General features: G+C 67.4%; 28 protein-coding genes and 1 pseudogene. 20 read left to right on the plus strand and 9 right to left on the minus strand.

The window, feature by feature from the left end:
* The first annotated feature begins 6 nt into the window (after positions 1–6).
* The 3 genes from ACYQ6W_RS10545 (at position 7) to nanR (ending at position 2,796) form a co-directional block, all read left to right on the plus strand.
* Positions 7–846 carry a phosphogluconate dehydrogenase C-terminal domain-containing protein gene (locus tag ACYQ6W_RS10545; protein ID WP_459675209.1) on the plus strand — a complete coding sequence of 280 codons (840 nt, stop codon included), beginning with the start codon at positions 7–9 and terminating at the stop codon, positions 844–846.
* Between the two features lie 7 nt (positions 847–853).
* Positions 854–1,888, plus strand: a complete 1,035-nt coding sequence (locus ACYQ6W_RS10550; protein ID WP_459675211.1) for a Gfo/Idh/MocA family protein — start codon at positions 854–856, stop codon at positions 1,886–1,888.
* Positions 1,889–1,977: 89 nt separating this feature from the next.
* Positions 1,978–2,796 carry a transcriptional regulator NanR gene (gene nanR, locus ACYQ6W_RS10555; RefSeq protein WP_459675213.1) on the plus strand — a complete coding sequence of 273 codons (819 nt, stop codon included), beginning with the start codon at positions 1,978–1,980 and terminating at the stop codon, positions 2,794–2,796.
* A 3-nt stretch (positions 2,797–2,799) separates the two neighbouring features.
* Here the strand turns inward: nanR and ACYQ6W_RS10560 are convergent, their stop codons facing one another.
* A complete protein-coding gene (locus ACYQ6W_RS10560; RefSeq protein WP_459675214.1) occupies positions 2,800–3,993 on the minus strand; it encodes a phytanoyl-CoA dioxygenase family protein in 1,194 nt (397 codons plus the stop codon).
* Between the two features lie 132 nt (positions 3,994–4,125).
* On the opposite strand from ACYQ6W_RS10560, the gene ACYQ6W_RS10565 reads away from it, so the two are divergent.
* Positions 4,126–5,154: a LacI family DNA-binding transcriptional regulator gene (locus ACYQ6W_RS10565; RefSeq protein ID WP_459675216.1), complete on the plus strand. Its 1,029-nt coding sequence runs from the start codon at positions 4,126–4,128 to the stop codon at positions 5,152–5,154.
* Between the two features lie 9 nt (positions 5,155–5,163).
* On the opposite strand, the gene ACYQ6W_RS10570 is transcribed toward ACYQ6W_RS10565, so the two are convergent.
* From ACYQ6W_RS10570 to ACYQ6W_RS10580, 3 genes and pseudogenes are all read right to left on the minus strand, one after another.
* Positions 5,164–6,054: a CDP-alcohol phosphatidyltransferase family protein gene (locus tag ACYQ6W_RS10570; protein ID WP_459675218.1), complete on the minus strand. Its 891-nt coding sequence runs from the start codon at positions 6,052–6,054 to the stop codon at positions 5,164–5,166.
* 167 nt (positions 6,055–6,221) lie between these two features.
* Positions 6,222–6,884 (minus strand): annotated as a pseudogene (locus ACYQ6W_RS10575) (phosphatidylserine decarboxylase); the annotation flags it as partial.
* 17 nt (positions 6,885–6,901) lie between these two features.
* Positions 6,902–8,074 carry a LysM peptidoglycan-binding domain-containing protein gene (locus ACYQ6W_RS10580; RefSeq protein WP_459675219.1) on the minus strand — a complete coding sequence of 391 codons (1,173 nt, stop codon included), beginning with the start codon at positions 8,072–8,074 and terminating at the stop codon, positions 6,902–6,904.
* Between the two features lie 177 nt (positions 8,075–8,251).
* Between ACYQ6W_RS10580 and ACYQ6W_RS10585 the strand changes: the two genes are divergently transcribed.
* From ACYQ6W_RS10585 to ACYQ6W_RS10595, 3 genes are all read left to right on the plus strand, one after another.
* Entirely contained in the window at positions 8,252–8,836 is a 585-nt protein-coding gene (locus ACYQ6W_RS10585; protein WP_459675221.1) for an LOG family protein, read from the plus strand.
* Positions 8,837–8,849: 13 nt separating this feature from the next.
* On the plus strand, positions 8,850–9,671 hold the full coding sequence (locus tag ACYQ6W_RS10590; protein WP_459675222.1) for a 23S rRNA (adenine(2030)-N(6))-methyltransferase RlmJ: 822 nt from the start codon (positions 8,850–8,852) through the stop codon (positions 9,669–9,671).
* 134 nt (positions 9,672–9,805) lie between these two features.
* The gene (locus ACYQ6W_RS10595; protein WP_459675223.1) at positions 9,806–10,714 is read left to right on the plus strand and encodes a GGDEF domain-containing protein; all 909 of its coding nucleotides are present in this window, start codon (positions 9,806–9,808) and stop codon (positions 10,712–10,714) included.
* Between the two features lie 6 nt (positions 10,715–10,720).
* On the opposite strand, the gene ACYQ6W_RS10600 is transcribed toward ACYQ6W_RS10595, so the two are convergent.
* From ACYQ6W_RS10600 to ACYQ6W_RS10610, 3 genes are all read right to left on the minus strand, one after another.
* The gene (locus ACYQ6W_RS10600) at positions 10,721–11,269 is read right to left on the minus strand and encodes a lipocalin family protein (protein ID WP_459675225.1); all 549 of its coding nucleotides are present in this window, start codon (positions 11,267–11,269) and stop codon (positions 10,721–10,723) included.
* Between the two features lie 20 nt (positions 11,270–11,289).
* The gene (locus tag ACYQ6W_RS10605; protein WP_459675226.1) at positions 11,290–11,925 is read right to left on the minus strand and encodes a 2OG-Fe(II) oxygenase family protein; all 636 of its coding nucleotides are present in this window, start codon (positions 11,923–11,925) and stop codon (positions 11,290–11,292) included.
* A 69-nt stretch (positions 11,926–11,994) separates the two neighbouring features.
* Positions 11,995–12,654: a ribonuclease D gene (locus tag ACYQ6W_RS10610; protein ID WP_459675548.1), complete on the minus strand. Its 660-nt coding sequence runs from the start codon at positions 12,652–12,654 to the stop codon at positions 11,995–11,997.
* 127 nt (positions 12,655–12,781) lie between these two features.
* Here ACYQ6W_RS10610 and ACYQ6W_RS10615 point away from each other — a divergent pair, with 127 nt between their 5' ends.
* The 11 genes from ACYQ6W_RS10615 (at position 12,782) to ACYQ6W_RS10665 (ending at position 21,885) form a co-directional block, all read left to right on the plus strand.
* Positions 12,782–13,696 carry an ROK family protein gene (locus tag ACYQ6W_RS10615; RefSeq protein ID WP_459675228.1) on the plus strand — a complete coding sequence of 305 codons (915 nt, stop codon included), beginning with the start codon at positions 12,782–12,784 and terminating at the stop codon, positions 13,694–13,696.
* A 20-nt stretch (positions 13,697–13,716) separates the two neighbouring features.
* Positions 13,717–14,523, plus strand: a complete 807-nt coding sequence (locus ACYQ6W_RS10620; RefSeq protein WP_459675230.1) for an inositol monophosphatase family protein — start codon at positions 13,717–13,719, stop codon at positions 14,521–14,523.
* Between the two features lie 53 nt (positions 14,524–14,576).
* Positions 14,577–14,858, plus strand: a complete 282-nt coding sequence (locus ACYQ6W_RS10625) for a type II toxin-antitoxin system RelE/ParE family toxin (RefSeq protein ID WP_459675231.1) — start codon at positions 14,577–14,579, stop codon at positions 14,856–14,858.
* Positions 14,859–14,868: 10 nt separating this feature from the next.
* On the plus strand, positions 14,869–15,174 hold the full coding sequence (locus tag ACYQ6W_RS10630; protein WP_459675232.1) for a HigA family addiction module antitoxin: 306 nt from the start codon (positions 14,869–14,871) through the stop codon (positions 15,172–15,174).
* Between the two features lie 84 nt (positions 15,175–15,258).
* Positions 15,259–16,434, plus strand: a complete 1,176-nt coding sequence (locus tag ACYQ6W_RS10635) for a permease (RefSeq protein ID WP_459675233.1) — start codon at positions 15,259–15,261, stop codon at positions 16,432–16,434.
* A gap of 122 nt (positions 16,435–16,556) precedes the next feature.
* Positions 16,557–17,495 (plus strand): ketopantoate/pantoate/pantothenate transporter PanS, encoded by a 939-nt coding sequence (gene panS, locus ACYQ6W_RS10640; protein WP_459675234.1) that lies wholly within the window; start codon positions 16,557–16,559, stop codon positions 17,493–17,495.
* Positions 17,496–17,559: 64 nt separating this feature from the next.
* Complete coding sequence (locus ACYQ6W_RS10645) at positions 17,560–17,799, plus strand: biotin/lipoyl-containing protein (protein ID WP_459675235.1); 240 nt, start codon at positions 17,560–17,562, stop codon at positions 17,797–17,799.
* Between the two features lie 63 nt (positions 17,800–17,862).
* Positions 17,863–19,341, plus strand: coding sequence for an AlkA N-terminal domain-containing protein (locus ACYQ6W_RS10650; RefSeq protein ID WP_459675236.1), 1,479 nt, complete (start codon positions 17,863–17,865; stop codon positions 19,339–19,341).
* Entirely contained in the window at positions 19,325–19,873 is a 549-nt protein-coding gene (locus ACYQ6W_RS10655) for a methylated-DNA--[protein]-cysteine S-methyltransferase (protein ID WP_459675237.1), read from the plus strand. The genes ACYQ6W_RS10650 and ACYQ6W_RS10655 overlap by 17 nt, the downstream gene beginning before the upstream one ends.
* 37 nt (positions 19,874–19,910) lie before the next feature.
* Positions 19,911–20,402, plus strand: a complete 492-nt coding sequence (locus ACYQ6W_RS10660) for a YbhB/YbcL family Raf kinase inhibitor-like protein (protein ID WP_459675238.1) — start codon at positions 19,911–19,913, stop codon at positions 20,400–20,402.
* A gap of 19 nt (positions 20,403–20,421) precedes the next feature.
* A complete protein-coding gene (locus ACYQ6W_RS10665; protein ID WP_459675239.1) occupies positions 20,422–21,885 on the plus strand; it encodes a M81 family metallopeptidase in 1,464 nt (487 codons plus the stop codon).
* A 21-nt stretch (positions 21,886–21,906) separates the two neighbouring features.
* Here ACYQ6W_RS10665 and ACYQ6W_RS10670 read toward each other — a convergent pair whose 3' ends face one another.
* On the minus strand, positions 21,907–22,629 hold the full coding sequence (locus ACYQ6W_RS10670; protein ID WP_459675240.1) for an SDR family oxidoreductase: 723 nt from the start codon (positions 22,627–22,629) through the stop codon (positions 21,907–21,909).
* Between the two features lie 103 nt (positions 22,630–22,732).
* On the opposite strand from ACYQ6W_RS10670, the gene ACYQ6W_RS10675 reads away from it, so the two are divergent.
* A complete protein-coding gene (locus ACYQ6W_RS10675) occupies positions 22,733–23,671 on the plus strand; it encodes a LysR family transcriptional regulator (RefSeq protein WP_459675241.1) in 939 nt (312 codons plus the stop codon).
* A gap of 16 nt (positions 23,672–23,687) precedes the next feature.
* On the opposite strand, the gene ACYQ6W_RS10680 is transcribed toward ACYQ6W_RS10675, so the two are convergent.
* Positions 23,688–24,377 carry a GntR family transcriptional regulator gene (locus tag ACYQ6W_RS10680; RefSeq protein ID WP_459675242.1) on the minus strand — a complete coding sequence of 230 codons (690 nt, stop codon included), beginning with the start codon at positions 24,375–24,377 and terminating at the stop codon, positions 23,688–23,690.
* A gap of 54 nt (positions 24,378–24,431) precedes the next feature.
* Between ACYQ6W_RS10680 and uxaC the strand changes: the two genes are divergently transcribed.
* Complete coding sequence (gene uxaC / locus ACYQ6W_RS10685; RefSeq protein WP_459675243.1) at positions 24,432–25,832, plus strand: glucuronate isomerase; 1,401 nt, start codon at positions 24,432–24,434, stop codon at positions 25,830–25,832.
* Positions 25,833–25,847: the final 15 nt, after the last annotated feature.

Raw genomic sequence — 25,847 nt, forward strand, 5'->3', positions numbered from 1 at the left:
CAAGCCATGACCAAGATTGCACTCCTCGGTGCCGGCGGAAAGATGGGGGTTCGCCTCTCCACCAACCTGCAGGGCTCCCGCTTCCAGGTCGATCACGTCGAGGTGTCGGAAGCCGGGCGCGAGCGGCTGAAGGCGGCGATCGGGGTGGACTGCGTCGACATGGATACCGCCCTCGGCCAGGCGGATGTCGTGCTGATGGCGGTGCCGGATCGGATGATCGGCAAGATCGCCCATACGATCATCGACAAGGTGCGTCCCGGAACGGCCTTCATCGTGCTCGATGCCGCGGCTCCCTATGCCGGTGAGATGCCGGAGCGCGCAGACGTGACCTATTTCGTGACCCATCCCTGCCATCCCCCGATCTTCAACGACGAGGTCGAGGAAAAGGCGAAGAACGACTTTTTCGGTGGTGTCCATGCCAAGCAGCACATCGTCTGCGCATTGATGCAGGGGCCGGAGGAGCACTACGCTCTCTGCGAGGAAGTGGCCCGCACCATCTACAAGCCGGTGATGCGTGCCCATCGCTGCACGGTCGAGAATATCGCCTTCCTCGAGCCCGCGCTGTCCGAGACGGTCGGCATCACCCTGTGCCTTGCGATGAAGGAAGCGGTGGACGCGGTGGTGAAGCGGGGTGTTCCCCGGGAAGCGGCGACCGATTTCATGCTCGGCCATATCAACATCGGCCTCTCCATCGCCTTCGGCGTCTTCCCCGAGGGCAAGTTCTCCGACGGCGCGATCCATGCGATCAACCAGGCCAAGCCGGAAATCTTCCGGGAGGGCTGGATCGAGCGGGTCTTCAACAAGGAGGCTGTTCTGAAATCCGTCCGCGACATCTGCAACGCCTGAGAACGTCATGACGACGGAACCCAAGCGGCGCATGGCGCTGATCGGCTGCGGCTTCTTCGCGCAAAACCATCTCCACGCTTGGTCTTCGATCCCGGAGGTCGAGATCGTGGCCGTCTGCGACCGGGATGTGGAGAAGGCCGAGGCCGCGCGCCAACGCTTCAGCGCCGGTCGTGCCTATACCGATGCGGCCGAAATGTTCGCGGCCGAGCGGCTCGACTTCGTCGATATCGCGACGACGATGCAGACGCATCGTGCGCTCGTGGATCTCGCGGCTGCGCATGGGGTGCATGTCATCGTACAGAAGCCCTTGGCGCCCAGTCTCGAAGACTGCCGCGCGATCGTGGAGACCTGCGACGGGGCGGGCCTGCGCCTCATGGTGCACGAGAATTTTCGTTTCCAGTCGCCCATCCTGGCGGCGCGCCAGGTGCTGGCCGAAGGACGCATCGGCCGGCCGCATTTTCTGCAGGCGTCCTTCCGCAGCGGCTATGACGTCTTTTCCGGCCAGCCTTATCTCGCGACCGAGAAGCGTTTCATCCTCATCGACCTCGGCATCCATATTTTCGACGTCTGCCGCTCCATCATGGGCGAGGCGGAGACGCTCTATTGCCAGACCCAGCATATCAATCCGCAGATCGCCGGCGAGGACGTCGCAACCACCCTGATCCGTCACAAGAGCGGTGGCGTCAGCATCGTCGACTGTTCCTATGCCAGCCGGCGTCTGCCGGAACCCTTCCCGCAGACGGTGCTCCGCATCGAGGGCGAGCACGGCACCATCGAATTGCTGGAAGGGTATCGGCTGCGCGTCACCTCGCACGGCTCAGTGTCGGAGTGGGACGTCGAGCCGGTAACACCCGCCTGGACGCAGAAGCCATGGCACGTCCTGCAGGAGAGCGTGCTCAACCTGCAGCGGCATTGGGTCGATGCCTGGCGCGCTGGCCGGGCGCCCGAAACCTCGGGCGCTGACAACCTTCGCACCTATGCCTTGGTGATGGCGGCCTATGCCTCGGCCGAGACTGGCAGCATCGTGCGGCCCACCGTCTGAGCCCGCTGCGTGCCATGGTTGCAGCGCATCCGCCCAGCCGCTAGGCAAGGATGCGAAAGCGAGACGGGAATGAGGCGGGCGCGCGCGGCATGGCGAAAAGCGTGACAGGAGAGGGTCAGGCGGCGACCGAGGGTTCCCCGGCGTCCCGGCGGGAGCCGCTGCCCGTGCGCAAGATCGTCCGCCGCAAGCTGTCCGACGAAGTCTTCGACCGTCTGCTCAAGGATATCGAGGCCCGCGTCTATGCACCCGGCGCCCATATCCCCTCCGAGCGGGAGTTGATGGCGGCCTATGGCGTCGGCCGACCTGCTATCCGCGAGGCGATGCAGCGGCTGGAGAAGCTCGGCCTCATCGTCATCACCCATGGCGAGCGGGCGCGGGTCTCGGAACCTACCGTCGCCGATGTCATCGGCCAGATCGAACATGCTGCCCGGCATATTCTGGCGACGCAGCCGCAAAGCCTGTCCCAGTTGCAGGATGCCCGCATCTTCTTCGAGATTGGCATGGTGCGGGAAGCGGCGCGGCTCGCCACGGCCGAGGACATCCAGCGCCTGGAAGCCGCCCTCGCGCGGCAGGCCGCCTACCTCGACAAGGACTCCGCCCGCTTCGTCGCGGCCGACATGGAGTTCCACACCGTCATCGCCAGCATCTCCGGCAATGGCGTGCTGGAGGCGGTGAGCCGCGCCATGTTGCATTGGCTGAGCATGTTCCATGCGAGCCTGCTGCTCTGGAAAGGGCATGAGACGGTCACGCTCGAGGAGCATCGGATGATCCTCGACGCCATCACCGCGCATGATCAGGATGCGGCGGCCGCCGCAATGCGCACCCATCTCATGCGCAGCCGCGGCCTCTTCCTCTCCGGAAACGGCACCGTTCAGGCGCCCTCTCCCTTGGCCGAACCCCTCGGCTGAGTCTCAGCTCAGCCGCTTCTCGGCCTGGGCCTTGAGCGCTGCGATGAAGGCATCCGCCGGCTGGCCGGCGAGGAAGGCTTCCCGCATCAGGGCTTGCTGGCTTTGCGGTGCGAGGCCGCCGAGCGGCGGGTCACGGTCGAGATTGGTCGGGAAGGGATAGCCTTCCGCACAGGCGGCGATTGCGTCCAAGGCACGCGCGTCCGACATCCGGCCCGCGGCCCGCAGGCTCAACAGCGCGGGATAGAGCGTCGCGCTCATGCGCGTGCGGTCCATGCTCTCCATGGCGCGCCCGAAGGCCGAAGACACCTGCAGCAGATTGGCCATGCGCCGGATCTCGGCCGAGCGGTTATGGCCCGCCGCATGGAACAGGGCCGGGTTGAAGAAGGCGGCATCCCCCTTCGCCAGCGGCAACTGCACGTGATGCGCCTCGAAATGGTCGCGGAAGGCGGGGGTGGTAATGGCGAGATAGCCGGCGTCGTATTTCTGCGAATACGGCAGGTAGAGCGTCGGCCCGCTCTCCAGCGGCATGTCGCAATGGGCGACCGCGCCCTGCAGCGTCAGCACGGGCGACAGGCGGTGCACATGGGCGGGATACCGCGCCATATGCTCCGGCGTCATGAAGCCGAGGTGATAGTCCCGATGGGGCGATTGTGCCGCGCCCCCGGGATTGACCACGTTGATCTGAGAGGTGAACTGGTAGGCGGGGCCGAGCCAGGATTCGGCTATCAGCGCCAGAATCTCGTTGCCGTAGTATGTGGCGAAGACGTCGGGCGCGCGCAGGCAGAGCTTTTCCAACGCATTCCAGATGCGGTCATTGGCGCCGGGCTTGGCGAAATGGTCGCCACCCCCTGTGTTGGTCGCGTGCTGCTCCGCGATGATCTGCTGGAAGATTGCCGTCGCATCGTCGAGCGGTGCATGGTCGAGAAAGGCGCGGCGCAGCACGATGATGCCGGGGCCGTCCATCAGCGCTTCCGCCCATTCGGCGAGGACCGCGCGCCGCCCTTGCGGTGTTGCCGCTTCGGTGCGAATGCGGTCGCAGTCATAGATCAGCACTTGCCGTGCGACCTCGGTGGCCAGCGGATAGTCCGCAAGGCGCGTCTCCGTCGCAGTGAGGGCGGTGAGGTCATCGAGCCAGACGCGCTCGGGCGAGAGATAGACGCGGTCGGCGCGCAGCTGGGCCAGGTTGTCGCTCTTCATGGCGGGTCTCCGTGGGGACTGTTTCCGCCGCTGAGATTAGGTCTTCCTGCGGTGTCATGGCACTCACAGACCCCTCAGAAAAACCTCAGAAATCCCTTGGCCACCACGGCCGCTCTGGGGCAGCATGGCCGCATGTCTCGCACCTTTCTCGTCAAGGAAATCGCGGCCCAGGCAGGCCTCAGCCTCGCAACCGTCGACCGCGTGCTGAACGAGCGGCCCGGGGTGCGGGCGCTGACCCGGGCGCGCGTCACCGAAGCCATCCGCGATCTCGAAGCGCAGAGCCGCCAGCGCGCGTTGACCGGCCGGAAATTCACGATCGACCTTGTGATGGAGACGCCCCTACGCTTCTCCACGGCCGTCCGCCGCGCGCTGGAAGCGGAATTGCCGACGCTGCAGCCCGCCGTCTTCCGGGCGCGCTTCCATCTCTGGGAGATGATCGCGGCCGAAGCCCTGGTGCAGGCGCTGGAGGGCATCCGCGCCCGCGGCAGCCATGGCGTCGTCCTCAAGGCGCCGGACGTGCCGGAAGTGGCGGCGGCGGTCGACCGGCTGGCTGCTGCCGGCATTCCCGTCGTCACGATTGTGACCGACCTGCCGCATAGCCGCCGCCATGCCTATGTCGGCATCGACAACCGGGCAGCCGGTGAGACGGCGGCCTTCCTCATCGGCGCCTGGCTCAAACCGCATCCGGCGCGTGTGCTCGTGACGCTCAGCAGCAACCGGTTTCGCGGCGAGGAGGAACGGGAGCAGGGGTTCCGCCAGGCCCTGCGTCGCTTCCACCCCGATATCGGGATCGTCGAAGTCAGCGAGGGCTACGGCATGGACCGCGAGACGGTGGCGCTCGCCCGGCGCGCGTTGGTGGGAGACCGGATGATCGCCGGGGCCTATTCCATTGGCGGCGGCAACAAGGCGGTGCTCGCCGCCTTCGCGGAAGCGCAGCGACAGTGCACGGTCTTCGTCGCGCATGATCTGGATGACGAGAACACCCAGTTGCTGCGCGAGCGACGGATTAGCGCCGTGCTGCATCACGATCTGAACCAGGACATGCGCATCGCCTGCCGGCACATCATGCAGGCGCATGGCGCGCTGCGCGAGGTGCCGCGGGCGGCATTGTCTCCAGTTCAGGTGATCACGCCCTTCAACCTGCCGGCGCAGAGCCGCTAGAGCGGTGGGTCAGGCGACCTCGCCGTCGTCCTCCTCTTCCACCCGCATGGCCTCGGCTTCTTCGCGCAGACGGCGGAAGCTGCGGATGCTGAAGGGCAGCATGGCGATGTAGATGACACCGGCCGCGGCCAATGCGGCCCAAGGCTCGGCCAGCAGGATGGCAGCATAGACCCCGGTGCCGAGCAGCAGCGGCAGTACGGCCGGGGCCGGCACCTTGAAGTTCTTGAAGCTCCAGACTGGCAGGGTCGAAATCAGCAGGAGGGCAGTGCCGATCAGCACCAGGGCCACGACCAGAGGTGATTGGGCGAGGGCGACCAGCCAGGGCAGGCCCGTAGAGCTGCCTTCGAGTCCGACGAAGATCGGGAAAAGGGCGAGGAGAGCCCCGGCCGGCGCCGGCACGCCGGTGAAGAAGCCGGCGGTGTGCTTGGGCGCGGGTGCGGCGTCCAGCGAGGCGTTGAAGCGCGCGAGACGCAGCGCCATGCACACCGCGAACATGAGCGAGGGAATGAAGCCGACCCCACCGAGATGGTGCAGGGACCAGACGTAGAGCAGGAAGGAGGGCGCCACGCCGAAGCAGAGGAAATCGGCCAGGCTGTCGAACTCCGCGCCGAAGCGCGAGGTGCCCTTGAGCAGCCGGGCGATCCGCCCGTCCAGCCCATCGATCACCGCAGCCACCGCGATCGCGATCACGGCCGCGTCGAAATGCCCGTCGAGGCCGAAGCGCATCCCGGTAAGCCCGGCGCAGAGGCCGAGCATGGTCAGTAGGTTGGGCAGCACCCGGTTGAAGGAGGGGCCCTTGAAGCGGGGGCGGTGGGCCGGGCGCCGTAGGCGCAGACGCTTGCGGCGTACCGGCCAGATGCGCGGTTCGGAGCCCGGGCCGAGGCCGGGGGCGCCGCTCATGGCACCTCCGGCGCCGGCCTGTCGGCAGGCGGGGAAGGCAAGATGTCCTCCACCGGCGCTTCCGGATCGGTGAGGATGGCGTCGGTCTCGCTTGCCACGGCTTCCGCCTGTGCGGCGGCCTCCATGGCGGGTCCCACCGGAACCTCGACCGGTTCCACGAGTTCGCCGATTTCGGCGATCACCGTCTCGCCGCCGATCATCGTCTGCCCCTCGGCCACCAGCGGCAGCACGCCTACCGGCAGATAGAGGTCGGTCCGGCTACCGAAGCGGATGATGCCGAAGCGGCTGCCGGCCTGGACGTAATCCCCTTCCTTGACGTCGCAGAGAATGCGGCGGGCGATGAGACCCGCGATCTGCACCACGGCGATCTCACGCCCGTCGGGCAGGCGAATGGCGAGCGCGTTGCGCTCGTTCTCGTCGGAGGCCTTGTCCATGTTCGCGCTGAGGAACTTGCCGTGGTGATAGGCGATGCGCGTCACCGTGCCGTCGGCCGGCATGCGGTTTACATGGACGTCGAGCACGGAGAGGAAGGTCGCGACGCGCCAGCGGGGCATGGTGCCGAGGCCGAGTTCGGGCGGGGGCGGCACCAGCGCCACGCTCACCACATGGCCGTCGGCCGGCGCCAGCATCGCGCCGGGGCGGGTCGGCGGATAGCGTTCCGGATCGCGGAAGAAATAGAGGCAGAAGAGCGTGAAGGCGACGCCGATCCAGGCGATCCAGCTCGCGAAGATGAGCCCGAGCAACACCAGCGCGGCGCCGATCGCCAGAAAGGGCCGCGCCGCCGGATGCGGGGGAGAGAATACGTATTTGAAAGCGCTGGGATGGGCCATGGGGCCTCTTTACAGCGCTACCCCCCGCTTGTCTCGCCCCGCGGCGATTTGCGGATCACCGAGACCGGCGGCGCATGGGCCGCTTCGTCGGTGGTCGGCATATGGAAGACCTGGCCCGGATAAATCAGATCCGGGTTGCGGATCTGGTCCCGGTTCTTCACCACGATCGCCGTGTATTTCACGCCGTGGCCATAGGTGTCGTGCGCGATGGTCCACAGGCAATCGCCCGGCTGCACCACGGCCTGACCGTCCTTCAGCGCGTGGGACAGGTCGGCCCGCGCGAAGGGCACTTCGGCGCGCGCCACCACCTTGCTGCCGTCAGTGCCGAGTTCGTCGGTGCGCAGGGAATAGAGGCCGGGCGGCAGATCTTGCGCGGGGATGAGGGACCAGCGGCCGCTCGCATCGGCCGTCGCGTCGCCCACGGGCTTGTTGTTCACGTAGAGCCGCACGCTGTGGCCTGGTTCGGCATGGCCGGTGAAGCGGATGCGGCCCTGATCGTCATACTGCACGATGTCGAGACCGACGGGACCGGTGCCCTTGGCGCTGGGTCCGGCCAGCAGGCGCGGCGCGGCATTGCCCTCGGACAGCACCACGAGGGGACCAGATTTCAGGGTCTGTCCGGGCGCCTGCGCAGTCGCCGGGCCGTTGGCGGGCAGGCCGAGCAGAACCTGGGCCTGATGCGCGGTATCCGTGGCGCCCACGCCGGGGCCCGAAACCGTCAGCTGATGTGCGCCCGGCTGCAGTGGCGCATCGGGCAGGAAGACCCATTGCCCATCATCACCCGCCGTGGCCGTACCGATGTCTGCGCCCCCGTTGCGGATGGTCAGGGTCTCGCCCGGGGCCGCCCGCCCGGCCATGACCAGATTTCCCCCCTTGTCGACGCGGACGACGTCCACGCTTGGTGCAGCGGTGGCGGGCCCTGGGGCGGCGGGCGCAGCCGTCGGCGCAGTGGCGACGGAAACCGGCTTGGCGGGGACTGCGGCAGGGGGTGTCGCGGATGACGCGGCGGCGGTTGTCGTGCCCGCGGTCGGCGCCACGGCGGAGGGTGCGACCGAGGGGGAGCGGCCATGCATCTCGTAGAAATAGAGGCCGGCTGCACCGACCAGACAGAGGGCGGCAAGGGTCGCGATGCCGAAGGGGCTGCCCCGTCGCGTCGGCCGTGTGATCCCCTGCTGCGTTACCTCGGTCATGAAGACAATCCTGCCGCCCTATCGGGCTTGTTTGCGAATCGTCATCTTTCTAGCACGGCTTTGTGAACGGTGCGCGCGGTTTCACGCGGACGGGGGGCTTCCTCGCTCGCTCGAGGGTTGCATCGGGCGGGTCTGCCTGCCACCAAGGGGACAGGTTTCTTGCAAAGGACGGACGGGATGCCGGCAATCAAGGCAGTGACGGTTTTCGGTGGTGCGGCATCGGGCAGCGATCCGATCTTCCGGGAAACGGCGACTGCTTTGGGCCGTGGACTGGCGCAGGCCGGCATCACCGTCATCTTCGGCGGCGGGTCGATCGGCATGATGGGCGCGGTCGCCGACGGCGCGCTCGGTGTGGGCGGGACCGTGATCGGCATCATCCCGGATTTCCTCGCCCGCCGCGAAGTCGCCCATACGAAGGTGACCGAGATGATCGTCACCGACAGCATGCACAGCCGCAAGCGCCGCATGTTCGAGATGTCGGATGGCTTCGTCACCCTTCCGGGCGGCCTCGGCACCTTGGATGAAACCTTCGAGATGGTCACCTGGCGGCAGCTCGATCTGCATGCGAAGCCGATCCTGATCTGCGACGTGATGGGCTGGGGCACGCATTTCCGCCGCCTGGTGGATGGCTATGTCGCCATGGGGTTCGTGCCGGCCCGCGCCCATGAGTGGTTCGAGATTCTGGAAACCCCCGAGGCGATCGTGGAGCGCCTCGCCGAACTGCCGGCGATCGAGACGGCCACACCGGTCTCTCGCCTCTGAGCGCTCGCGTGCCGTGAACTACCGCCACGCCTTCCACGCCGGCAATTTCGCCGACTGCATGAAGCATGCGCTGCTGTTGTGGCTGGTCCGGGCGATGCAGCGCAAGGCGGCGGGATTCCTGAGTCTCGACACCCATGCGGGACTCGGCCGCTACGATCTCTCGGGTGAGGAGGCGCGGCGGACGGGCGAGTGGCAGGGGGGCATCGGGCGGCTGCTTGCCGCTCCACCGGATCCAGCGCTCGCCGATTACCTGGGGCTCGTCGGCCAGCTCGGCCTCTATCCCGGTTCCCCCGCCTTCATCGCCGCCTGTCTCCGGCCCCAGGACCGGCTGGTCTGTTGCGAACTGCATCCCGAGGATCATGCCGTGCTTCGGGCCACCTTCCGCGGCAACCGGCAGGTCGCGGTCCATCTGCGGGACGGCTACGAAGCCATCGGGGCCTTTCTGCCGCCGCCGGAGAAGCGGGCTTTCGTTCTCATCGACCCGCCCTTCGAGCAGGGGAACGAGTTCGGCCGCCTCGTATCGGTGCTGCAGCAAGCCTGCGCCAAATTCCCTTCGGCCGTGATCGCCGTCTGGTATCCAATCAAGCATCGGGCGCCGGTGCGGGCCTTCCACCAGGCGGTGGCGGACGGTGACATTCGGGACGTCGTGGCGGCGGAACTGCTGCTGCGCGAGCCCGTGGCGCCCGATCGCCTCAACGGCAGCGGTCTGCTGGTCGTCAACCCACCCTGGCGTTTCGAAGAGGAGGCGCCGGCCCTGCTGGCCGCGCTGGTGGCGCAACTGGCACAGGGCGCACCGGGCAGCGGCTTCCATCTCCACCGGCTCGCGGCCGAGTAGCCGCCATTCCACCCCGGGTTGATGTCGACTTGGTTTGAGGTGCGGCTGGCTTCATGGCATCGTGAATCGGCGCTTACTCATTCTGTACTGAATGTGTAACGGAGGCGGAGGCGTCTTCGGATCATGATTCTCTGATGGACCGTCACATTCAGGCCAAGCTTGCCGCGCTTCAGGGCGAGAGCCCGGTGTTGATCGCGCTCTATGACCGGACGGACCGATTGCGCTATGCCAACCCCGCCTTTCGTGCGGCATTCGCGCTGGCGGCGACGGATGGGCCGCTGTGGGAAGAGATCATGCGCCGCAACCTGGGCAGCGCGGGCGGAACCGTCGTCCAGTCCCCCGATTTCGAGGCTTGGCTGGCCTCCACCAAGTCGCGCCGCGGAAAGCAGCCCTATCGCGCCTTCGAGATGGACCAGGCCGACGGCCGCTGGTTCTGGATGACGGAAACGGTCGATGCCGATGGCTGGATGCTGTGTCTTGCCACCGACATCACGCATCTGCGGGTGGGTGACCGGGAGTTGCGGCAAGCGCGGGACGTCGCCGTGCGGGCCTCTCAGACGGATGATCTGACCGGGGTCGCGAGCCGAAGTGCCATGATGCGCGCGCTCGAAGATATCAGCGAGGCTATGACCCGGGGCGCTGTCGGGCGCGCCTGCGTCTGCCTCTTCGATCTCGACCTCTTCAAACGCGTCAACGACAGTTTCGGCCATCAGGTAGGGGATCGCATTCTCGTCGCCTTTGCACGCTTGGTGCAGCAGGCGATACGGCGGCATGACCGCTTTGGGCGGGTCGGGGGCGAGGAGTTCATGTTGATCCTACCGGAGACGGAACTGGCGGCCGCACTTCGGGTGGTGAACAGCATTCTGGCCGATGTCCGGCAGGCGCGGCTCATCGCGGAATTGCCCGGCCTCGTTTGCACGTCGTCCGCCGGTGTCGCGGCTATCTTGCCGGGGCAGACCGCTAAGGAAATCTATGCCCGCGCCGATCGTGCGCTGTATCACGCCAAGGACGCGGGGCGTGACCGGCTGGAAAGCGCTGCCTGACCCGGGTCAGGGCTGCTGGGTTCGCCGCAGCATCGAGACGTCGTAGCCGAGCGCTGCCGCGCGCGCGATGAGCGCGTCCGTCTCCGCCGCACTCGGCACCGGCTTGCGGTCGAGCAGCCAGAGGTAACGGCCAGTGGGATCTCCAACGATCGCCCAGGCGTAATCGTCCGCGTGATCGAGGATCCAATAGTTCCCGATGTAGAAAGGGCCGAAGAAGCTGACCTTGAGCTTGGTATTCGCGGTATCGGGCAGAACATAGGCCAGGGCGCGGGCCTGCCGCGTCTTGCCGTCCGGATCGCGGCAGGTGTTGACGATGGCGAGCTTGCCGCTGGGCTTTAGGCTGTAGTCGGCGGTCACCCCGTCGCAGCCGGCCTGGAAGCTCTGGTCATACCGGGCGATCTCGTACCAACGGCCGAGATAGGCGGAGATCGACACTGGCTTCACCGGCTGTGGCACGTGCGGATTGCCGACGGCGTGTTGCTGGATGAAGACCCCGCAGCCGACGAGCATCAGCAGAGGGCAGGCGAGCAGCGCCGCCCGAATCCATCCTCTCATCGCGTGCACCGCCCCCGGTCTCAGGCGGCCGAGGAGGTGAGGCGCTTGATGAAAGCGGATACCTTGTGGCGGCGCATTTCCGACCGTGCCGTCGAATCCGTCGTCATGTAATTGAGCTGGATGACGTAGCGGGTGCCGACGAACTGCTTATGGCCGTGCCAGGTGGTGGGGCCATTCGGGAAGATCAGCAGGGTGCCGTTCACGGGTGGCACCTCCACCACGTAATCCTCGATGTCATCGGGCCCGCGCAGGAGGCGCAGGCAGCCCTCGCGCCGCGCCCAGGCTTCGGTCTCAGGATTGAGGTAGAGCAGGATCGTCACGCGCTTGGTCGTGCTGTCACAATGGATGCGACCATCTTTCTCCCGCGAGGCGCCGCGCAGCGTCACCATGGTGGGCGCGCCATCGAGATCGAGGCCGAACTTGCGGGCGACGGCCTCGCGGAAGCGCGGACCTTCCAGCTCCTTCATCAGCGCTTTGGCGTGCGGCCCCAGGCGCAGGGAATCGATCGGGAAGGAACCGCCCTTCGACAGCTTTGGCAGTTCCGCCACCACGGCGGCCAAGCTTTCGGGCTTTACGAAGTTTTCGACGACGATGTGGGTGTAGGGGTCGCTCGCCACAGGGGTCGCATCGAGGGCCGGGTAGTCGAGGTCGATCATGGCCGTTTTCCGGTTCTGACAATCTGCAATGTCTAGCACAGCGGCGGCGTGTTGCGAGCCGCTCTCAGCTCAGCCCCGATGGGCGAAGATGTCGGGCTCGTCGTAGCCGAGAAGATCGAGCCTGCACCGCGCGGGCAGGAAGTCGAAGCAGGCCTGCGCCAGATCCCGCCGGCCTTCCCGCAGCAGCAGGGCTTCCAGTCGGGCCCAAAGGGCATGCAGATGCAGCACGTCCGACGCCGCATAGGCGAGCTGTTCAGGAGACAACTCGGGCGCGCCCCAATCGCTCGTCTGCTGCTGCTTGGAAATGTCGATGCCCAGCAACTCGCGGCAGAGATCCCGCAGGCCGTGCCGCTCGGTGAAGGTGCGCACCAGCTTCGCCGCGATCTTGGTGCAGACCACGGGCGCCGCCTCGACGCCGAGCGCGTGGTAGAGGATGGCGACGTCGAAGCGGGCGAAGTGCATGAGCTTGAGGCGCGCGCGGTCGGCGAGCAACGCCTTCAGGTTGGGGCAGTCGGTGCCGCGGCCGCCCAGGTTCTCGGGAATGAGCTGGACGAGATGCGCCTGGCCGTCTCCGGCCGACAGCTGGATCAGGCAGAGCCGGTCCCGCCGGGGGTCGAGCCCCATGGTCTCTGTATCCACCGCGACCACGGGCCCGAGGTCGAGATCGGGTGGCAGGTCGTGCTGGTGCAGATGCAGGGTGGCGTGCGGCAGGAACTGGGTGATGGCCATGACGGCTCCATAGGCCGCGATGGCCGTGGCCTCAAGCATCCAAGCCTCCGTGACAAATTTATATGCTCATCGCATAAGTTCACGGAGAGGCGCGCGGCAGACGCGCCGCGGTCAGGTAGGAGAGGCCATGCTCATCGGCATCGACTGGGGCGGCACCAAGATCGAAGGAATTGCCATGACGGCGGAGGGCGAGCAGCGCGCCCGCCTGCGGGTCGACACGCCGCGCGGCGACTATGATGCTTGCCTGAGCCTGGTCGCCGATCTCGTCGGGCGACTGGAAGCAGAGGCAGGCGAGAGCGGCAGTATTGGCATCGGCATTCCCGGCTCGCTCGAGCCGCGCAGCCGGCGCGGCAAGGGGGCAAGCTCCACCTGGCTGCTGGGGCGCCCGGTGGAGGCCGATCTCCGCCGCGTGCTGGGCCGCGAGATCCGGGTGGAGAACGATGCCGATTGCCTTGCGGCCTCCGAGGCGGTGGATGGCGCCGGCGCCGGCTACAATGTCGTCTTCGCGGTCATCCTGGGATCGGGAGCGGGAGCGGGAATTGCCGTGGGTGGCCGGGCGCATCACGGGCCGAATAACAGCGCCGGCGAATGGGGCCACAACCCTCTGCCCATGCCCGATCTCACGGAGATTCCCGGCACCCCCTGCTACTGCGGCAAGCATGGCTGCCTCGAAACCTGGGTCTCCGGCCGCGCCTTCCGCGCCGACTACCTGCGCCATGCGCCGCCCGACATGGACCCGGGCGCCATCACTTCGCCCGGCATCATCCAGAAGATGCGCGAGGGGGACCGTCTCGCCGGGCTCATCTGGCACCGCTATGTCGACCGCGTGGCCCGCGGCCTCTCCCTCGTCGTCAATGCCCTCGATCCCGATGTCTTCGTCATGGGTGGGGGCATGTCGAACGTCGAGGAACTGTATCGTGACCTGCCGCCGGTTCTCGCGCGCTATACCTTTTCGACCGTCTTCGAGACCCCCATCCTTCCAGCGCGCCATGGCGACAGCAGCGGCGTGCGCGGCGCCGCCTGGCTGTGGCGCGACGCCTGACCTTCGACGAAAGAGAGACAATGGCTGATTTCGACCTCGACTCCCGCTTCGCCTTCGGCAGCCGCCTGGTGGAGGAGGCCGGCGCTCTGGCCATGGGCTATTTCCAGAGCCTCGGCAGCCTCACCATCAAGTCCAAGGGCCCACAAGACATGGCGAGCGAGGCCGATCTCAATACCGAGATTCTGATCCGTGACCGTCTGGCCGAGGCCTTCCCCGAGGATGCTTTCCTCGGTGAGGAGACGGGACGGAGCGATGCGGTGTCCGGCGCCCGCGGCATCTGGGTGGTGGACCCCATCGACGGCACGCAGCCCTTCGTCAGCAACATGCCGAACTGGTGCGTCTCCATCGCCTTCGTGCTCGACGGGCGCGTGGAACTGGGCTTCGTTGCCGCACCCGCGCGGGGGGAACTCTTCATCGGTCGGCGCGGGCAGGGGGCGACGCTGAACGGCGCGCCGATCCGCGTGCGGCCGGAAGCCCGCCTCACCAACGGCCTGACGGGCCTGGGCTATTCCTCCCGCGTGGGCGCCGCGACGCTGCTGCCGCTGCTGGAAAAGCTGCTCGAAGCCGGTGGCATGTTCTTCCGCAACGGCTCTGGCGCGCTGATGCTGTGCGACGTCGCTTGCGGCCGCCTGCTCGGCTATGTCGAGCCCCACATCAATTCCTGGGATTGCCTGGCCGGCCTCTGCCTCATCGAGGCTGCAGGCGGCACGGTGAGTGATTTCCTCGCCGAGGACGGCATGTGGACCGGCCATCCCCTCGCGGCTGGCGCGCCCGAGGTGTTTCCGTTCTTGGGCAGTCTCGTGGGGGTGGAGGCGCTTTCTGGCTAGTGCCGAGGCGCGTATCTGGCTATTATGCGAGACGTAAAGCGTAACGGCGCTTGATGATTAGGCACTTCCGCTCGAAGCAGACGCAGCGGCTCTTCGCAGGGGAGGCGGGCGATCCAGCCTGGCGTTCCTTCATGCGGGTCGCGCGGCGCAAGCTCTTGATGATCGATGCGGCGCGGTCGCTGGACGATTTGCGGTCGCCCCCGGGCAATCGGCTCGAGGCATTGAAGGGTGATCGCGCTGGGCATCATGCGATCCGGATTAATGATCAGTACCGGGTATGTTTCCGGTGGACCGGTTCGGATGCGGAAGACGTCGAAATCGTCGATTATCATTGAGGGGCGACGCATGGACCCGAACCTGCTCATCCATCCCGGAGAGATCCTCAAGGAGGAGTTTCTGAAGCCGCATGGCATCAGCGCGAATCGCCTGGCGCAATCGCTCGGCGTCCCGACCAACCGGATCACCGCCATCATCAACGGCACGCGTCGCATTACCGGAGAGACGGCGATCCTGCTGGGCCATGCCTTCTCAACCAGCCCGGAGTTCTGGCTGACTCTGCAACTGCGCTTTGATCTCGATTACGCGCGCCAGAATTTGTCCGCAGAAGCGGTGGGCCGAGCCGACGACTTCGCGCGCGGCATGGCTGCCTGACGCAGAGAGGGCGTCCGCACCCTGGACCTTCCCATAATGGGAAGCACTATCTCTTAGCCTGAACCGCAGTGCGGAGGGCGAGGGATGGATGTTTTCGCGAGAGAGCTGCAACAGGCGGCGTTGATGATCCTCGGCATGGCTTGGCAGGTGGGGTGGAGCCTCGTGCTCGGCTTCGCCATCTCGGCCCTGCTGCAGACCATCGTTTCCAAGGCGCATATGCAGAAGGCGCTGGGCCGCAACGGCCTGCGGGAGATCGCGTTGGCGACGGTGGCAGGCGCTGCGAGTTCCAGCTGCTCCTATGCCTCAGCCTCGGTCAGCCGCACCCTCTTCAAGCGCGGGGCCGCGCTGGTCCCGAGCCTCGCCTTCCTCTTCGCCTCGACCAACCTGGTACTGGAACTCGGCATCGTGCTGCTGCTGCTCATGGGCTGGCCCTTCATGGCCGGCGAATGGATCGGCGGCGTGGTGCTGATCATCGTCCTCGCCCTGCTGGTGAAGCTCACCTATCCGAAGCGGCTGGTGGAAGAGGCACGGCATCACGATGAAGGGCAGGGCGGCCACGCCCATCACCACGGCGATGCCGCCGAACAGCCCGGCACGGTCTGGCACAAGCTCGGGCAGCGAGAAACCTGGGTCAAAGCCTCCCACGCCTTCGTCATGGATTGGCAGATGCTGTGGAAGGACATCGTGCTCGGCTTCGTCATCGCCGGGGGGCTGGCCGCCTTCGTGCCGCAGGGGTGGTGGCAGACGCTCTTCGTCCATGGCGCGAGCCCCTGGGTCCAGGTGCCGCTCAACGCCCTGCTCGGGCCGCTGGTCGCCATGCTCTCCTTCGTCTGCTCCATCGGCAACGTGCCGATGGCAGCCGTCCTCTGGGGCTCTGGCGTCAGCTTCGGCGGTGTCCTCGCCTTCCTCTTCGCCGATCTGATCGTCCTGCCGCTGCTCGACGTCTACCGCCGCTACTACGGCTGGAAGATGGCCGCCTACATCTTTGGCCTCTTCTACGCGACCATGGTGATCGCAGCTCTGATCATGGAACTCGCCTTCGGCGGCCTTGGGCTGATCCCCGCCCATTCCGGCCAGATGCAGGCGGAGAAGACGCATTTCTCGGTCAACTACACCTTCTGGCTCAACATCCTCTTGGGCCTCGTCGCGCTGGGGGCGGTGATGCTGAAGCGCCGCAATCCGGTGACGATGGCGCCGCGGCATTGCTGTGGGCATCACGGCGCGACCAAGGGCGCGATGCACGAGCATCATCACGAATGAGACGGCGCGCAGGCGCTATGTTCCTGCGGGCGAAAACACGCTAGGCGACGGCCTCTTGCTGATCCCCTAGCCGTGCGTCGCTTCGGTCGTGACTGAGGGCCCGCGACCGAGGAGACTTGTCCATGCGCTTCGTCACGCGACTCTTCCCGCTCTGGGCACTGCTGTTCGCGGTTGGGGCGTTTTTCGCACCGGCGACCTTCAAGCCCATCCTGCCGCATGTGACGCTGCTGCTCGGTATCATCATGTTCGCCATGGGGGTCACGCTGACGCCTGCGGATTTCCGCCGCGTCGCGCGTGAGCCCGGGCCGGTCGCGGCCGGCATCCTGCTTCACTACGTCATCATGCCGCTCGCCGCCTTCGTCATCGCCAGGCTTCTCGGCCTGTCGCCGCAGCTCGCCGTCGGCATGGTGCTGGTGGGGTCGGTCGCGAGCGGCACCTCCTCCACCGTCATGGTCTATCTCGCCGGGGGAGACGTGGCACTGTCGGTGACGATCAGCGCCGTCTCCACGCTGGTTGGCGTGGTCGCCACCCCGCTGCTGGTTCGTCTCTACGTCGCCCACGGCATCGAGGTGAACACGCTGGGCCTGCTGCTCAGCATTCTCCGCATCGTGCTGCTGCCGGTGGCGCTCGGCGTCACCGTCAACGTCGTCGCGCACAAGGCGATGCGGCGGGTGGAGCCGCTTCTGCCGCTCGTCTCCATGATCTGCATCCTGCTCATCATAGCCGCCGTGGTGGCGGCGACGGCGGGTGCCATCGCGCGCGTCGGGCCCATCGTTCTGCTCGCGGTCGTTCTGCACAATGGCACGGGCTATCTCGGCGGCTATTGGGGCGGGCGCCTATTGGGATTTCCGGAGAGCATCTGCCGCACACTCGCTTTCGAGATCGGCATGCAGAATTCCGGCCTCGCCGCGGCCCTGGGCAAGCTCTACTTCTCGCCCCTCGCGGCCCTGCCGGCGGCCATTTTTTCGGTCTGGCACAACATTTCCGGCTCTCTGCTTGCCGGCTACTGGAATGGCCGTTCCGCCAAGCCGCGCAAGGCCGTGAAATCTGCACGGGCTTGATGTCGGTCAAGGCGTCCGATGCCGCAATGACGCAAGCCTTTCCTCGACGAAAGGGGAGGCTTCCATGACCGAGATCAGACTGGGTGAAGAACTCTGGCAGAACGGCATGCTGCCGGAGGGCATTCTGGAACGCTGGTTCGTGGCGGATGGCGAACGGGTGGCGGCCGGTGCCAAGATCGCGGAAATCCGCATCGAGAGTGCGCGGCACGAGATCATGGCGCCAGCGGCGGGAGCTTTGACGATCCTCGCGGCCGCGAATGCGGTGGTCGAACCCGGCACGGTGGTGGGTCGCCTCGTTTCCTGAGCGTCTCACGGTCTTGTCCGAAAACGGCGAGCGAAGGCGTAGCCGGCATGCCATGATCGGGTCATGTCGCAAGCTCTACCCCTCGTTCCTGCCGCGCTCGACCCTGCGCTTTGTTATCAGGCGCTGCTGACGCGCGACGCCCGCTTCGACGGACGGTTCTTCACGGCGGTGCGGACGACCGGAATCTATTGCCGGCCCGTGTGCCCGGCGCAGACGCCGAAGCCCGAAAACTGCACCTTCTATCCTTCGGCGGCGGCGGCGGAGGTCGCGGGGTATCGCTCCTGTCTGCGCTGCCGGCCGGAACGCGCCCCGAGCCTGGCGCCAGCGCACCGCCACGTCGCCCGTGCGATGGCACTGATCGCCACAGGGCTCGGCCCGGATCAGCTGCCCGCGCGCCTCGGCATCGGCGAGCGGCAGTTGCGGCGGCTCTTCGCCGCCCATCTCGGGGCGAGCCCGGCGCAGGTTGCACAGACGCGCCGCAACCTGCTGGCACGTCAATTGGTGGAGGAGACGGACCTGCCGCTGACCGAAGTGGCGCTCGCCTCCGGCTTCGAAAGCCTCCGTCGCTTCAACCACGTCTTCCGCACGCTCTATGGCCGGCCGCCCAGCGCCATGCGGCGGGCCGGCGCGGGGCGCGCCGACGGTCAAGCCGGGCTCACGCTGAGCCTGCCGTTTCGTCCACCCTATGATTGGCCGAGCATGCTGCGGCTCTTTGCCGCCCATGCGATCCCCGGCGTGGAGATGGTGGTCGAGGGCCGGTATCACCGCCTCATTCGTCTGGGCGAGCACTACGGCCACGTCGCGGTGAAACCCGGCGGGGCGGACCATCTCCGTCTGCTGGTGGTCTTTCCCGCCCTCCGCGCCTTGCCGGAAATCGTCGCCCGTCTGCGCGGCCTGCTCGATCTCGGTGCCGATCCGGGACCGATCGACGCGCTGCTGGCGCGCGACCCGCGTCTCGCCCCGAGCATCGCGGCCTGGCCAGGCCTGCGCCTGCCCGGCAGTTGGGAGCCGCTCGAGACCGCTGTCCGCATCATCCTGGCCCAGCAGGTGAGCCTCGCGGCAGCGCGTGGGCTCGCCGGCCGGCTCGTCGCCCTGTTGGGCCAGCCGGTCGAGAGTGGCGTGCCCGGCCTGACGGCGCTCTTTCCCACGCCGGCACGCCTGGTCGCGGCGCGCGAGACCCTCAGCCTCGATCTCAACATGCCCCGCGCCCGCGCCTCCGCCATCGTCAATCTGGCGGAAGCGCTGCTGGCCGCGCCCGATCTGCTCGATCGCGGTCAGGGGCTGGAGGCCGCCACGGCGCGGCTGACCGCCATTCCCGGCATCGGACCGTGGACGGCGCAATGCATCGCCCTGATGGCGCTGGGCGAACCCGATGCCTTTCCTGCCCAGGATGTCGGGCTGCAGCGCGCGGCGGGGCTGGACGGCCGCGCCCTCGCGGCCGCTGCCGAGGCCTGGCGCCCGTGGCGGGCCTATGCCGCCATTCACCTCTGGCTTCATGCCATCGCGACCAAGGGAGAAAACGCCCATGCACTTGTCGCTTGACCGGATCGCCTCGCCCATTGGCGAGATCCTGCTCGTCTTCGAGGGCACGGTGCTGCGCGCCCTCGACTTTCACGACTACGAGCCGCGCATGCAGCGGCTGCTGCGCTTGCACTACGGCAGAGTGTCACTGGCACCGGCTGCGGCGCCGCCTGCGCTGCGCGCGCCGCTCGACCGGTATTTCGCCGGCGATTTCGCGGCCCTCGACGGGATCGAGACTGCGACGGGCGGCACCGCCTTCCAGCGCAGCGTCTGGGCGGCGCTCCGCCGTATTCCGCCCGGGAGGACCAGTGGCTATGGGCAGCTCGCGGCGATGATCGGGCGGCCTGCCGCCAGCCGGGCCGTGGGGGCGGCCAATGGCGCCAATCCCATCGCCGTCGTGGTGCCCTGCCACCGGGTGATCGGCGCCGACGCGACCCTCACCGGCTATGGCGGCGGGCTGTCCCGCAAGGCATGGCTGCTCGCCCATGAAAAGCCCGCGAGCCCTTTGCAGACGCTTTTGCCGGGCCTTGACGCTGGCCCGGCAGCCGCATGACATCGGGCGCTGACCAATCCGAAGGAGACGCCCCGCCATGACCTTGAGCTTGACGAGCCCCAACTTCACCGACGGCGGATCCATCGCGATGCGCCATGTCTTCGGCGGCTTCGGCTGCACGGGTGCCAATATCTCTCCCGGCTTCTCCTGGTCTGGCGCGCCGGCGGGTACGAAGAGCTTCGCGCTCACCTGCTACGACCCGGATGCGCCGACTGGCAGTGGCTGGTGGCATTGGACCGTCTTCAACATTCCGGCCGACGCGACCGAGATTGCCGAAGGGGCGAGCCATCCCGGCAAATCCGGCCTTCCGGCGGGCGCGGTAGAAGGGCGGACGGATTTCGGGGTAGCCGGCTACGGCGGACCCTGCCCGCCCGAGGGCGACAAGCCGCACCGCTACATCTTCACGCTGCATGCGCTGAAGGAGGAGAGCCTGCCGCTGAACGCCGACAGCCCGGGCGCTCAGGTCGGCTACTACCTGCATTTTGCCACGATCGAGAAGGTGAGCCTCACCGCCCATTACGGCCGCTGATCCGGCGCGGCGCGAAGGAATGAAGCTCTTCATCGCGGCGCTCGACACCGAGACCAACACCTTCGCGCCTCTGCCGACCGGAGCCCAGGCTTTCGCCGAGGGCTTCGTCGCCCATGGCGATGCGACGCGGCGGCCGGAGAACTATTGCTCGGCCCAGCTCTACGTATGGCGCCGCAGGGCCGAGGCGCTGGGCTGGCAGGTGGCGGAGAGCCTATGCGCCTATGCCGAGCCCGGCGGTGTCACGGCGCGTGCGGTCTACGAAGGTTTCCGCAACGAAATTCTCGCCGATCTGCAAGCAGCACGGCCGGACGTCGTGCTGCTCGCGCTGCACGGCGCGATGGTCGCGGAGGGCTACGAGGATTGCGAGGGCGACCTGCTGACCGCAGTGCGTGCGGCCGTCGGTCCAGCGGTGACGATTGGCGTGGAACTCGATCTCCACTGCCACCTGACGGACGCAATGCTGCGCGCCGCGACCATCCTCCTCACCTACAAGGACTATCCGCATACCGACATCCCAGAGCGGGCGGAGGAGCTGTTCACCCTCGCCGCCGACGCGGCGTCCGGCCGCACGCGGCCGGTGATGGCCGTCTATGACTGCCGGATGATCGGCCTGTTCCGGCCGACCGCCCAGCCCCTGCGCGATTTCGTGGATCACTTGCGCCGGCACGAGGGGCGGGAGGGCATTCTGTCCCTCTCTCTGGTCCATGGCTTTCCCTGGGGCGACGTGCCCGATGTCGGCGCCAAGCTCCTGGCGGTCGTCGATGGAGACGTGGACTGTGCGACGGCCACCGCACGCCATTACGGCGAGGCCTTTTTCGCGATGCGCAAGGAGCTGTCTCCGCCCTCCCTGACCATCGCGGCAGCACTCGCAGTGGCCGACGAGCTGCGCGCCGAGAAGCCCGGACGCCCGGTCGTCATCGCCGATGTGGCGGACAATCCCGGCGGCGGCGCCCCGGGGGACTCGACCTTCTTCCTGCAGGCGGTCCGCGCCAAGGGGCTCACCGGGGTGATGCTCGGTTATCTATGGGACCCGATCGCCGTGCGCTTCTGCCGCGAGGCAGGCTTGGGCGCCGAGCTCGATCTCCGCATCGGCGGCAAATGCGGCCCGGCTTCGGGCATGCCCGTCGACATGCGGGTGACGGTGATGGGTCTGGCAGAGGAGGTGACGCAGCGCTTCGGGGCGGCGCCAGTCTCCCTCGGCCCCTCCGCCTGGGTGCGGGGCGAGGGGATCGACCTCGTCCTCTGCACGCTCCGCACCCAGACCTTTCATCCCGAGGCGATGGCGGCGCTCGGCCTCGACCCCGCCTCGCTCGGCATCATCATCGTCAAGTCCATGCAGCATTTCCACGCGGGCTTCGCACCCATCGCGAGCGACGTGCTGTATGCGACCTCGCCCGGCGCGCTCAGCCAGGATTTCGCCGCCATCCCCTATGCGCGGAAGACTGGCCCCTTCTGGCCGAAGGACGAGGATCCTTTCGCCTGACGAGCGCCTTTTAGCGCCCGATCAGACGAGGCGGCCGCCACCGTCGAGCACCAGCGTCTCGCCGGTCGTGAAGCCGGACTGCATCAGGAAGAGGTAGGCTTGCGCAATCTCTTCCGGCACGCCGATGCGGCCCACGGGCAGCTTGGCTCCGGCGGTGGCGAAGAGCGCTTCCCGCGCCTCGCTCTCGATCTCGCGCCACAGCGGCGTGCGCACGAAGCCGGGCGAGACGAGGTTGACGCGCATGGGCGCGAGTTCCAGGGCCAGCGCCCGGGTCAGGCCGTCCATGGCGGCGCAGATGCTGGCGCCGAGCGCCCATCCGGCACCGGGCGGCCGCACCCCGGCGATGCCGGAGGTGAAGGTGATGGACCCGCCCGGGCGCAAAGTCCCCGCCGCGTGTTTCGCCGCGGTGAGTGCGCCCCAAAACCGTGTTTCCAGAAAGCGGTGGGCTGCCGCCAGATCCAACTCGGCGAGCGGCTGCAACAGCAAGGGCTCGCCGGCGGTGAAGGCCAGGTGATCGAAGGCGCCGATGCGGTTGAAGAGGTCCGCGATCTCCCGCTCCGAGGCGAGATCGGCCGTGAAACCCTGCGCCGCCGGTCCGAGCCTGCGGCAGGTCTCGGTGACGCTGTCCGCGGTGCGGGAGACGACGATCGGAATGCCGCCTTCGGCGAGAACGGCGGCGGCAAGCGCCTGCCCGATGCCGGATGTGCCGCCGAGAATGGCGACGCGTTTGTTCTGCATGGTCATGAACTCTCCTGTGCCGGCCGGGTGCCGGTGGCGGCAGGATGGGCTTCCCAAGAAGCATGACGTGAGCGCAGTTTTGTCATCCTATGGATGACGGAGAATCACGATGGATGCCGATGCGCGGCTGCTGAGCGGGGTTAGCACCCTGATCGCCGTGGCAGAAACCGGCAGCTTCGCCCGCGCCGCCCTTGTACTTGGTTTAACGCCATCCGGCGTCAGCCGCGCCATCGGCCGTCTGGAAGCCCGGCTGGGTCTTCGGCTCTTTGACCGCAACCCGCGCGCGACGCAGCTGACGGAGGCGGGCGCGCGGCTCGTCGCCGACCTGTCGCCCCTGATGGCGGCCATGGTGGAGGCGGCGCGCGGCGCGGCCGGTGAGGGGCGCACGGTCACCGGGCGGCTCCGCATCAATTGCGACGCATGGTTCGCCCAACTCTTCCTCGCCCCGCATCTGCAGGGCTTTCTCGCGGCCCATCCCGGCCTGACGCTCGACATCGTGGTGCGCGACCGGCTGGGCGACCTGGTGTCCGAAGGCTTCGACGCCGCCGTGCGTTTCGGCGAGCCGGAGCCTTCGGGGCTAGTGACGCGCAAGCTGTTGGAGACGCGGATCCTGACGTGCGCCGCGCCCGCCTATCTCGTGCGCCATGGCAGGCCGGCGCATCCGAGCGCGCTGGCGGCGGATGGCCATGAGTGCCTGCTGTTCCGCGATCCCGTCACCGGCCAGCCCTTCGCCTGGGAGTTCTGGCAGGATGGGCGAATTCTTCCTGTGAACGTCCGCGGCAGGGTCATCGTCAATGACGTCGCAACCGCCCTGGCCGCCTGCGCTGCCGGGCTGGGCATCGCGCAACCCATGGCGCTCGGCCTCGATGCGATGCTCGCCGCGGGCACGCTCGTCGAGTTGTTTCCGGAGTGGAACGGGGAGCGCTTCCCTCTGCACGTCTACCATCCCAGCCGTCATCTGCCGCCGGCCAAGGTGCGCGCCTTCCTCGACTTCGTCGTCGACGCCGCGGCGAGCATGGGCCGCCCGCCCGTCATGCCGGGCGGATGACCAAGGTTGAGCCGTTTCAGGCGAAGTAGCTGGGGTGGTCCTGGCGCAGCCGGGCGATGTCAGGCAGCAGAACCGAGAGATGGGACGTCATCGCGCGGACCGCGGCTGAGGCATCTTGATCCGCGATCGCGGCATGGATCGCCTGATGCTCGGCGATCACCTGCGCCATCCGCCCGGGCACTGGCAAAGTGAGGCGTCGGGCGCGGTCGATCTGCAATTTCACGCTGCGGATAAGGCGCCAGGTCGTCGGCCTGCCCGCGATCTCGCCGATGGCTTCGTGGAAGGCTTCATCCGCCTCGTGGAAGCCCGTCGTGTCCTCGTCCGCCGCGCATTGTGCCTGGCGCGCGAGAAGACGGTCGAGCTTCGCCAGACCCTCGGCATCGCAACTGCGGGCCGCGCGCTTCACCGTCATGGTCTCGAGGGCGAGGCGGATGTCCTGCGCTTCGGGGATCGCTGCGGCGCGGATGCGTGAGACGAAGGTGCCGGATTGCGGACGGATCTCCACCAGCCCTTCCTCGGCGAGGCGGATCAGCGCTTCGCGCACGGGGGTGCGGCTGACGGCGAACTGGACCGACAGCAGCTTGTCCTGCAGGGCGGTGCCGGGCGGCAGCTCCAGCGCAAGGATGGCCGCTTGCAGCTGGCGGTGGATGGCGGCGGCCGAGGTGACGCGCACCAGGGGCTGCCCTGCGGCGAGAGGAATTGACATGCTAATATATCAATTCCAGTGTCGGGAGAAATCAAGCCCGAAGGAGAGGCTGTCATGGCATTGCACCCCGACCGGCTTCTGCCCGTCGATCCCACGACCCGCGGCATCGCCCGCCGCCTCTACCAGTCCGTGGCCGGCTTGCCGATCGTCTCCCCGCACGGTCATACCGACCCGGCCTGGTATGCGACGGACGCTGCGTTTCCCGACCCCGCGACGCTCTTCGTCAAGCCTGATCATTACATCTTCCGCCTGCTCTACTCCCAGGGCGTCTCGCTCGACGCGCTCGGCATCCCGCGGCGGGACGGGCAGGCTGTGGAGACCGACAGTCGCGCGATCTGGCGCCTTTTCGCAGCCCATTTCCATCTCTTCCGTGCCACGCCCACGCGCCTCTGGTTCGAGCATTCGCTCGAGACCTTGTTCGATATCACGGAGCGTCTGACGCCGGCGAATGCCGATCGGCTCTTCGACCAGATCGCGGCGCAGCTGGCAACGCCCGCTTTCCGACCGCGTGCGCTTTATGAGCGGTTCAACATCGAGGTCATTTCGACAACGGACAGTCCCTTGAGCGATCTCGCGCATCACCAGGTGCTCCGCGACAGCGGCTGGCAGGGGCGTGTGCTGCCGGCCTATCGGCCAGATTTCGTCGTCGATCCCGACCGGGAAGGCTTTACTCAGAACGTCGCGCAGTTCACCGCGCTCGGCGGTGCGGCGATGACTTGGCAAGGCTATCTCGACGTCCACCGTATCCGCCGCGCCTTCTTCAAATCACTCGGTGCGACGGCGACCGACCACGGCCACCCGACAGCGCGCACGGCCGATCTTCCGGCCGCCGAGGCGGCCGCCCTCTTCAAGACGGTGATCTCGGGCGAGGCGACGGCGAAGGAGCGGGAGACCTTCCGCGCCCAGATGCTCACCGAAATGGCGCGGATGAGCCTGGAGGATGGGCTCGTGATGCAGCTGCATCCGGGCAGTTTCCGCAACCACAATCCCATGCTCTTCGCCGCGCGCGGGCCGGACATGGGCGCGGACATTCCGACGGCGACCGACTATGTGCATGCGCTCAAGCCACTGCTCGATGCCATGGGTAACGATCCGCGACTGACCCTCATCCTCTTCACCCTGGACGAGACGACCTACAGCCGCGAACTCGCGCCGCTGGCCGGGCACTATCCAGCGCTGCGTCTCGGGCCCGCCTGGTGGTTCTTCGACAGCCCCGAGGGCATGCGCCGTTTCCGCGAGACGACGACCGAGACGGCAGGCTTCGCCAATACCGTCGGCTTCAACGACGATACGCGCGCCTATCTCTCTATTCCGGCGCGGCACGACATGGCCCGGCGCATCGATTGCGGCTATCTCGCCGGCCTCGTCGCCGAGCATCGGCTGGACGAGGACGAGGCCTTTGAACTCGCGCAGGACCTCGCCTACAATCTGGCCCGGCGCGCCTACAAGCTCTAGGGCAGCGCGCTGCGG

This window comes from Acidisoma sp. 7E03, assembly GCF_054665075.1.

Excerpts from the sequence above, each read along its gene's own strand:
- panS (WP_459675234.1), top strand. The coding sequence starts at position 16,557 with ATGCGCTTCGTCACGCGACTCTTCCCGCTCTGGGCACTGCTGTTCGCG.
- ACYQ6W_RS10665 (WP_459675239.1), top strand. The coding sequence starts at position 20,422 with ATGAAGCTCTTCATCGCGGCGCTCGACACCGAGACCAACACCTTCGCG.
- ACYQ6W_RS10645 (WP_459675235.1), top strand. The coding sequence starts at position 17,560 with ATGACCGAGATCAGACTGGGTGAAGAACTCTGGCAGAACGGCATGCTG.
- ACYQ6W_RS10610 (WP_459675548.1), bottom strand. The coding sequence starts at position 12,654 with ATGGCCATCACCCAGTTCCTGCCGCACGCCACCCTGCATCTGCACCAG.
- ACYQ6W_RS10670 (WP_459675240.1), bottom strand. The coding sequence starts at position 22,629 with ATGACCATGCAGAACAAACGCGTCGCCATTCTCGGCGGCACATCCGGC.
- ACYQ6W_RS10615 (WP_459675228.1), top strand. The coding sequence starts at position 12,782 with ATGCTCATCGGCATCGACTGGGGCGGCACCAAGATCGAAGGAATTGCC.
- ACYQ6W_RS10655 (WP_459675237.1), top strand. The coding sequence starts at position 19,325 with ATGCACTTGTCGCTTGACCGGATCGCCTCGCCCATTGGCGAGATCCTG.
- ACYQ6W_RS10625 (WP_459675231.1), top strand. The coding sequence starts at position 14,577 with ATGATTAGGCACTTCCGCTCGAAGCAGACGCAGCGGCTCTTCGCAGGG.
- ACYQ6W_RS10585 (WP_459675221.1), top strand. The coding sequence starts at position 8,252 with ATGCCGGCAATCAAGGCAGTGACGGTTTTCGGTGGTGCGGCATCGGGC.
- ACYQ6W_RS10605 (WP_459675226.1), bottom strand. The coding sequence starts at position 11,925 with ATGATCGACCTCGACTACCCGGCCCTCGATGCGACCCCTGTGGCGAGC.
- ACYQ6W_RS10650 (WP_459675236.1), top strand. The coding sequence starts at position 17,863 with ATGTCGCAAGCTCTACCCCTCGTTCCTGCCGCGCTCGACCCTGCGCTT.
- ACYQ6W_RS10565 (WP_459675216.1), top strand. The coding sequence starts at position 4,126 with ATGTCTCGCACCTTTCTCGTCAAGGAAATCGCGGCCCAGGCAGGCCTC.
- ACYQ6W_RS10545 (WP_459675209.1), top strand. The coding sequence starts at position 7 with ATGACCAAGATTGCACTCCTCGGTGCCGGCGGAAAGATGGGGGTTCGC.
- ACYQ6W_RS10675 (WP_459675241.1), top strand. The coding sequence starts at position 22,733 with ATGGATGCCGATGCGCGGCTGCTGAGCGGGGTTAGCACCCTGATCGCC.
- ACYQ6W_RS10580 (WP_459675219.1), bottom strand. The coding sequence starts at position 8,074 with ATGACCGAGGTAACGCAGCAGGGGATCACACGGCCGACGCGACGGGGC.
- nanR (WP_459675213.1), top strand. The coding sequence starts at position 1,978 with ATGGCGAAAAGCGTGACAGGAGAGGGTCAGGCGGCGACCGAGGGTTCC.
- ACYQ6W_RS10635 (WP_459675233.1), top strand. The coding sequence starts at position 15,259 with ATGGATGTTTTCGCGAGAGAGCTGCAACAGGCGGCGTTGATGATCCTC.
- ACYQ6W_RS10680 (WP_459675242.1), bottom strand. The coding sequence starts at position 24,377 with ATGTCAATTCCTCTCGCCGCAGGGCAGCCCCTGGTGCGCGTCACCTCG.
- ACYQ6W_RS10620 (WP_459675230.1), top strand. The coding sequence starts at position 13,717 with ATGGCTGATTTCGACCTCGACTCCCGCTTCGCCTTCGGCAGCCGCCTG.
- ACYQ6W_RS10560 (WP_459675214.1), bottom strand. The coding sequence starts at position 3,993 with ATGAAGAGCGACAACCTGGCCCAGCTGCGCGCCGACCGCGTCTATCTC.
- ACYQ6W_RS10600 (WP_459675225.1), bottom strand. The coding sequence starts at position 11,269 with ATGAGAGGATGGATTCGGGCGGCGCTGCTCGCCTGCCCTCTGCTGATG.
- ACYQ6W_RS10595 (WP_459675223.1), top strand. The coding sequence starts at position 9,806 with ATGGACCGTCACATTCAGGCCAAGCTTGCCGCGCTTCAGGGCGAGAGC.
- ACYQ6W_RS10660 (WP_459675238.1), top strand. The coding sequence starts at position 19,911 with ATGACCTTGAGCTTGACGAGCCCCAACTTCACCGACGGCGGATCCATC.
- ACYQ6W_RS10630 (WP_459675232.1), top strand. The coding sequence starts at position 14,869 with ATGGACCCGAACCTGCTCATCCATCCCGGAGAGATCCTCAAGGAGGAG.
- ACYQ6W_RS10570 (WP_459675218.1), bottom strand. The coding sequence starts at position 6,054 with ATGAGCGGCGCCCCCGGCCTCGGCCCGGGCTCCGAACCGCGCATCTGG.
- ACYQ6W_RS10550 (WP_459675211.1), top strand. The coding sequence starts at position 854 with ATGACGACGGAACCCAAGCGGCGCATGGCGCTGATCGGCTGCGGCTTC.
- uxaC (WP_459675243.1), top strand. The coding sequence starts at position 24,432 with ATGGCATTGCACCCCGACCGGCTTCTGCCCGTCGATCCCACGACCCGC.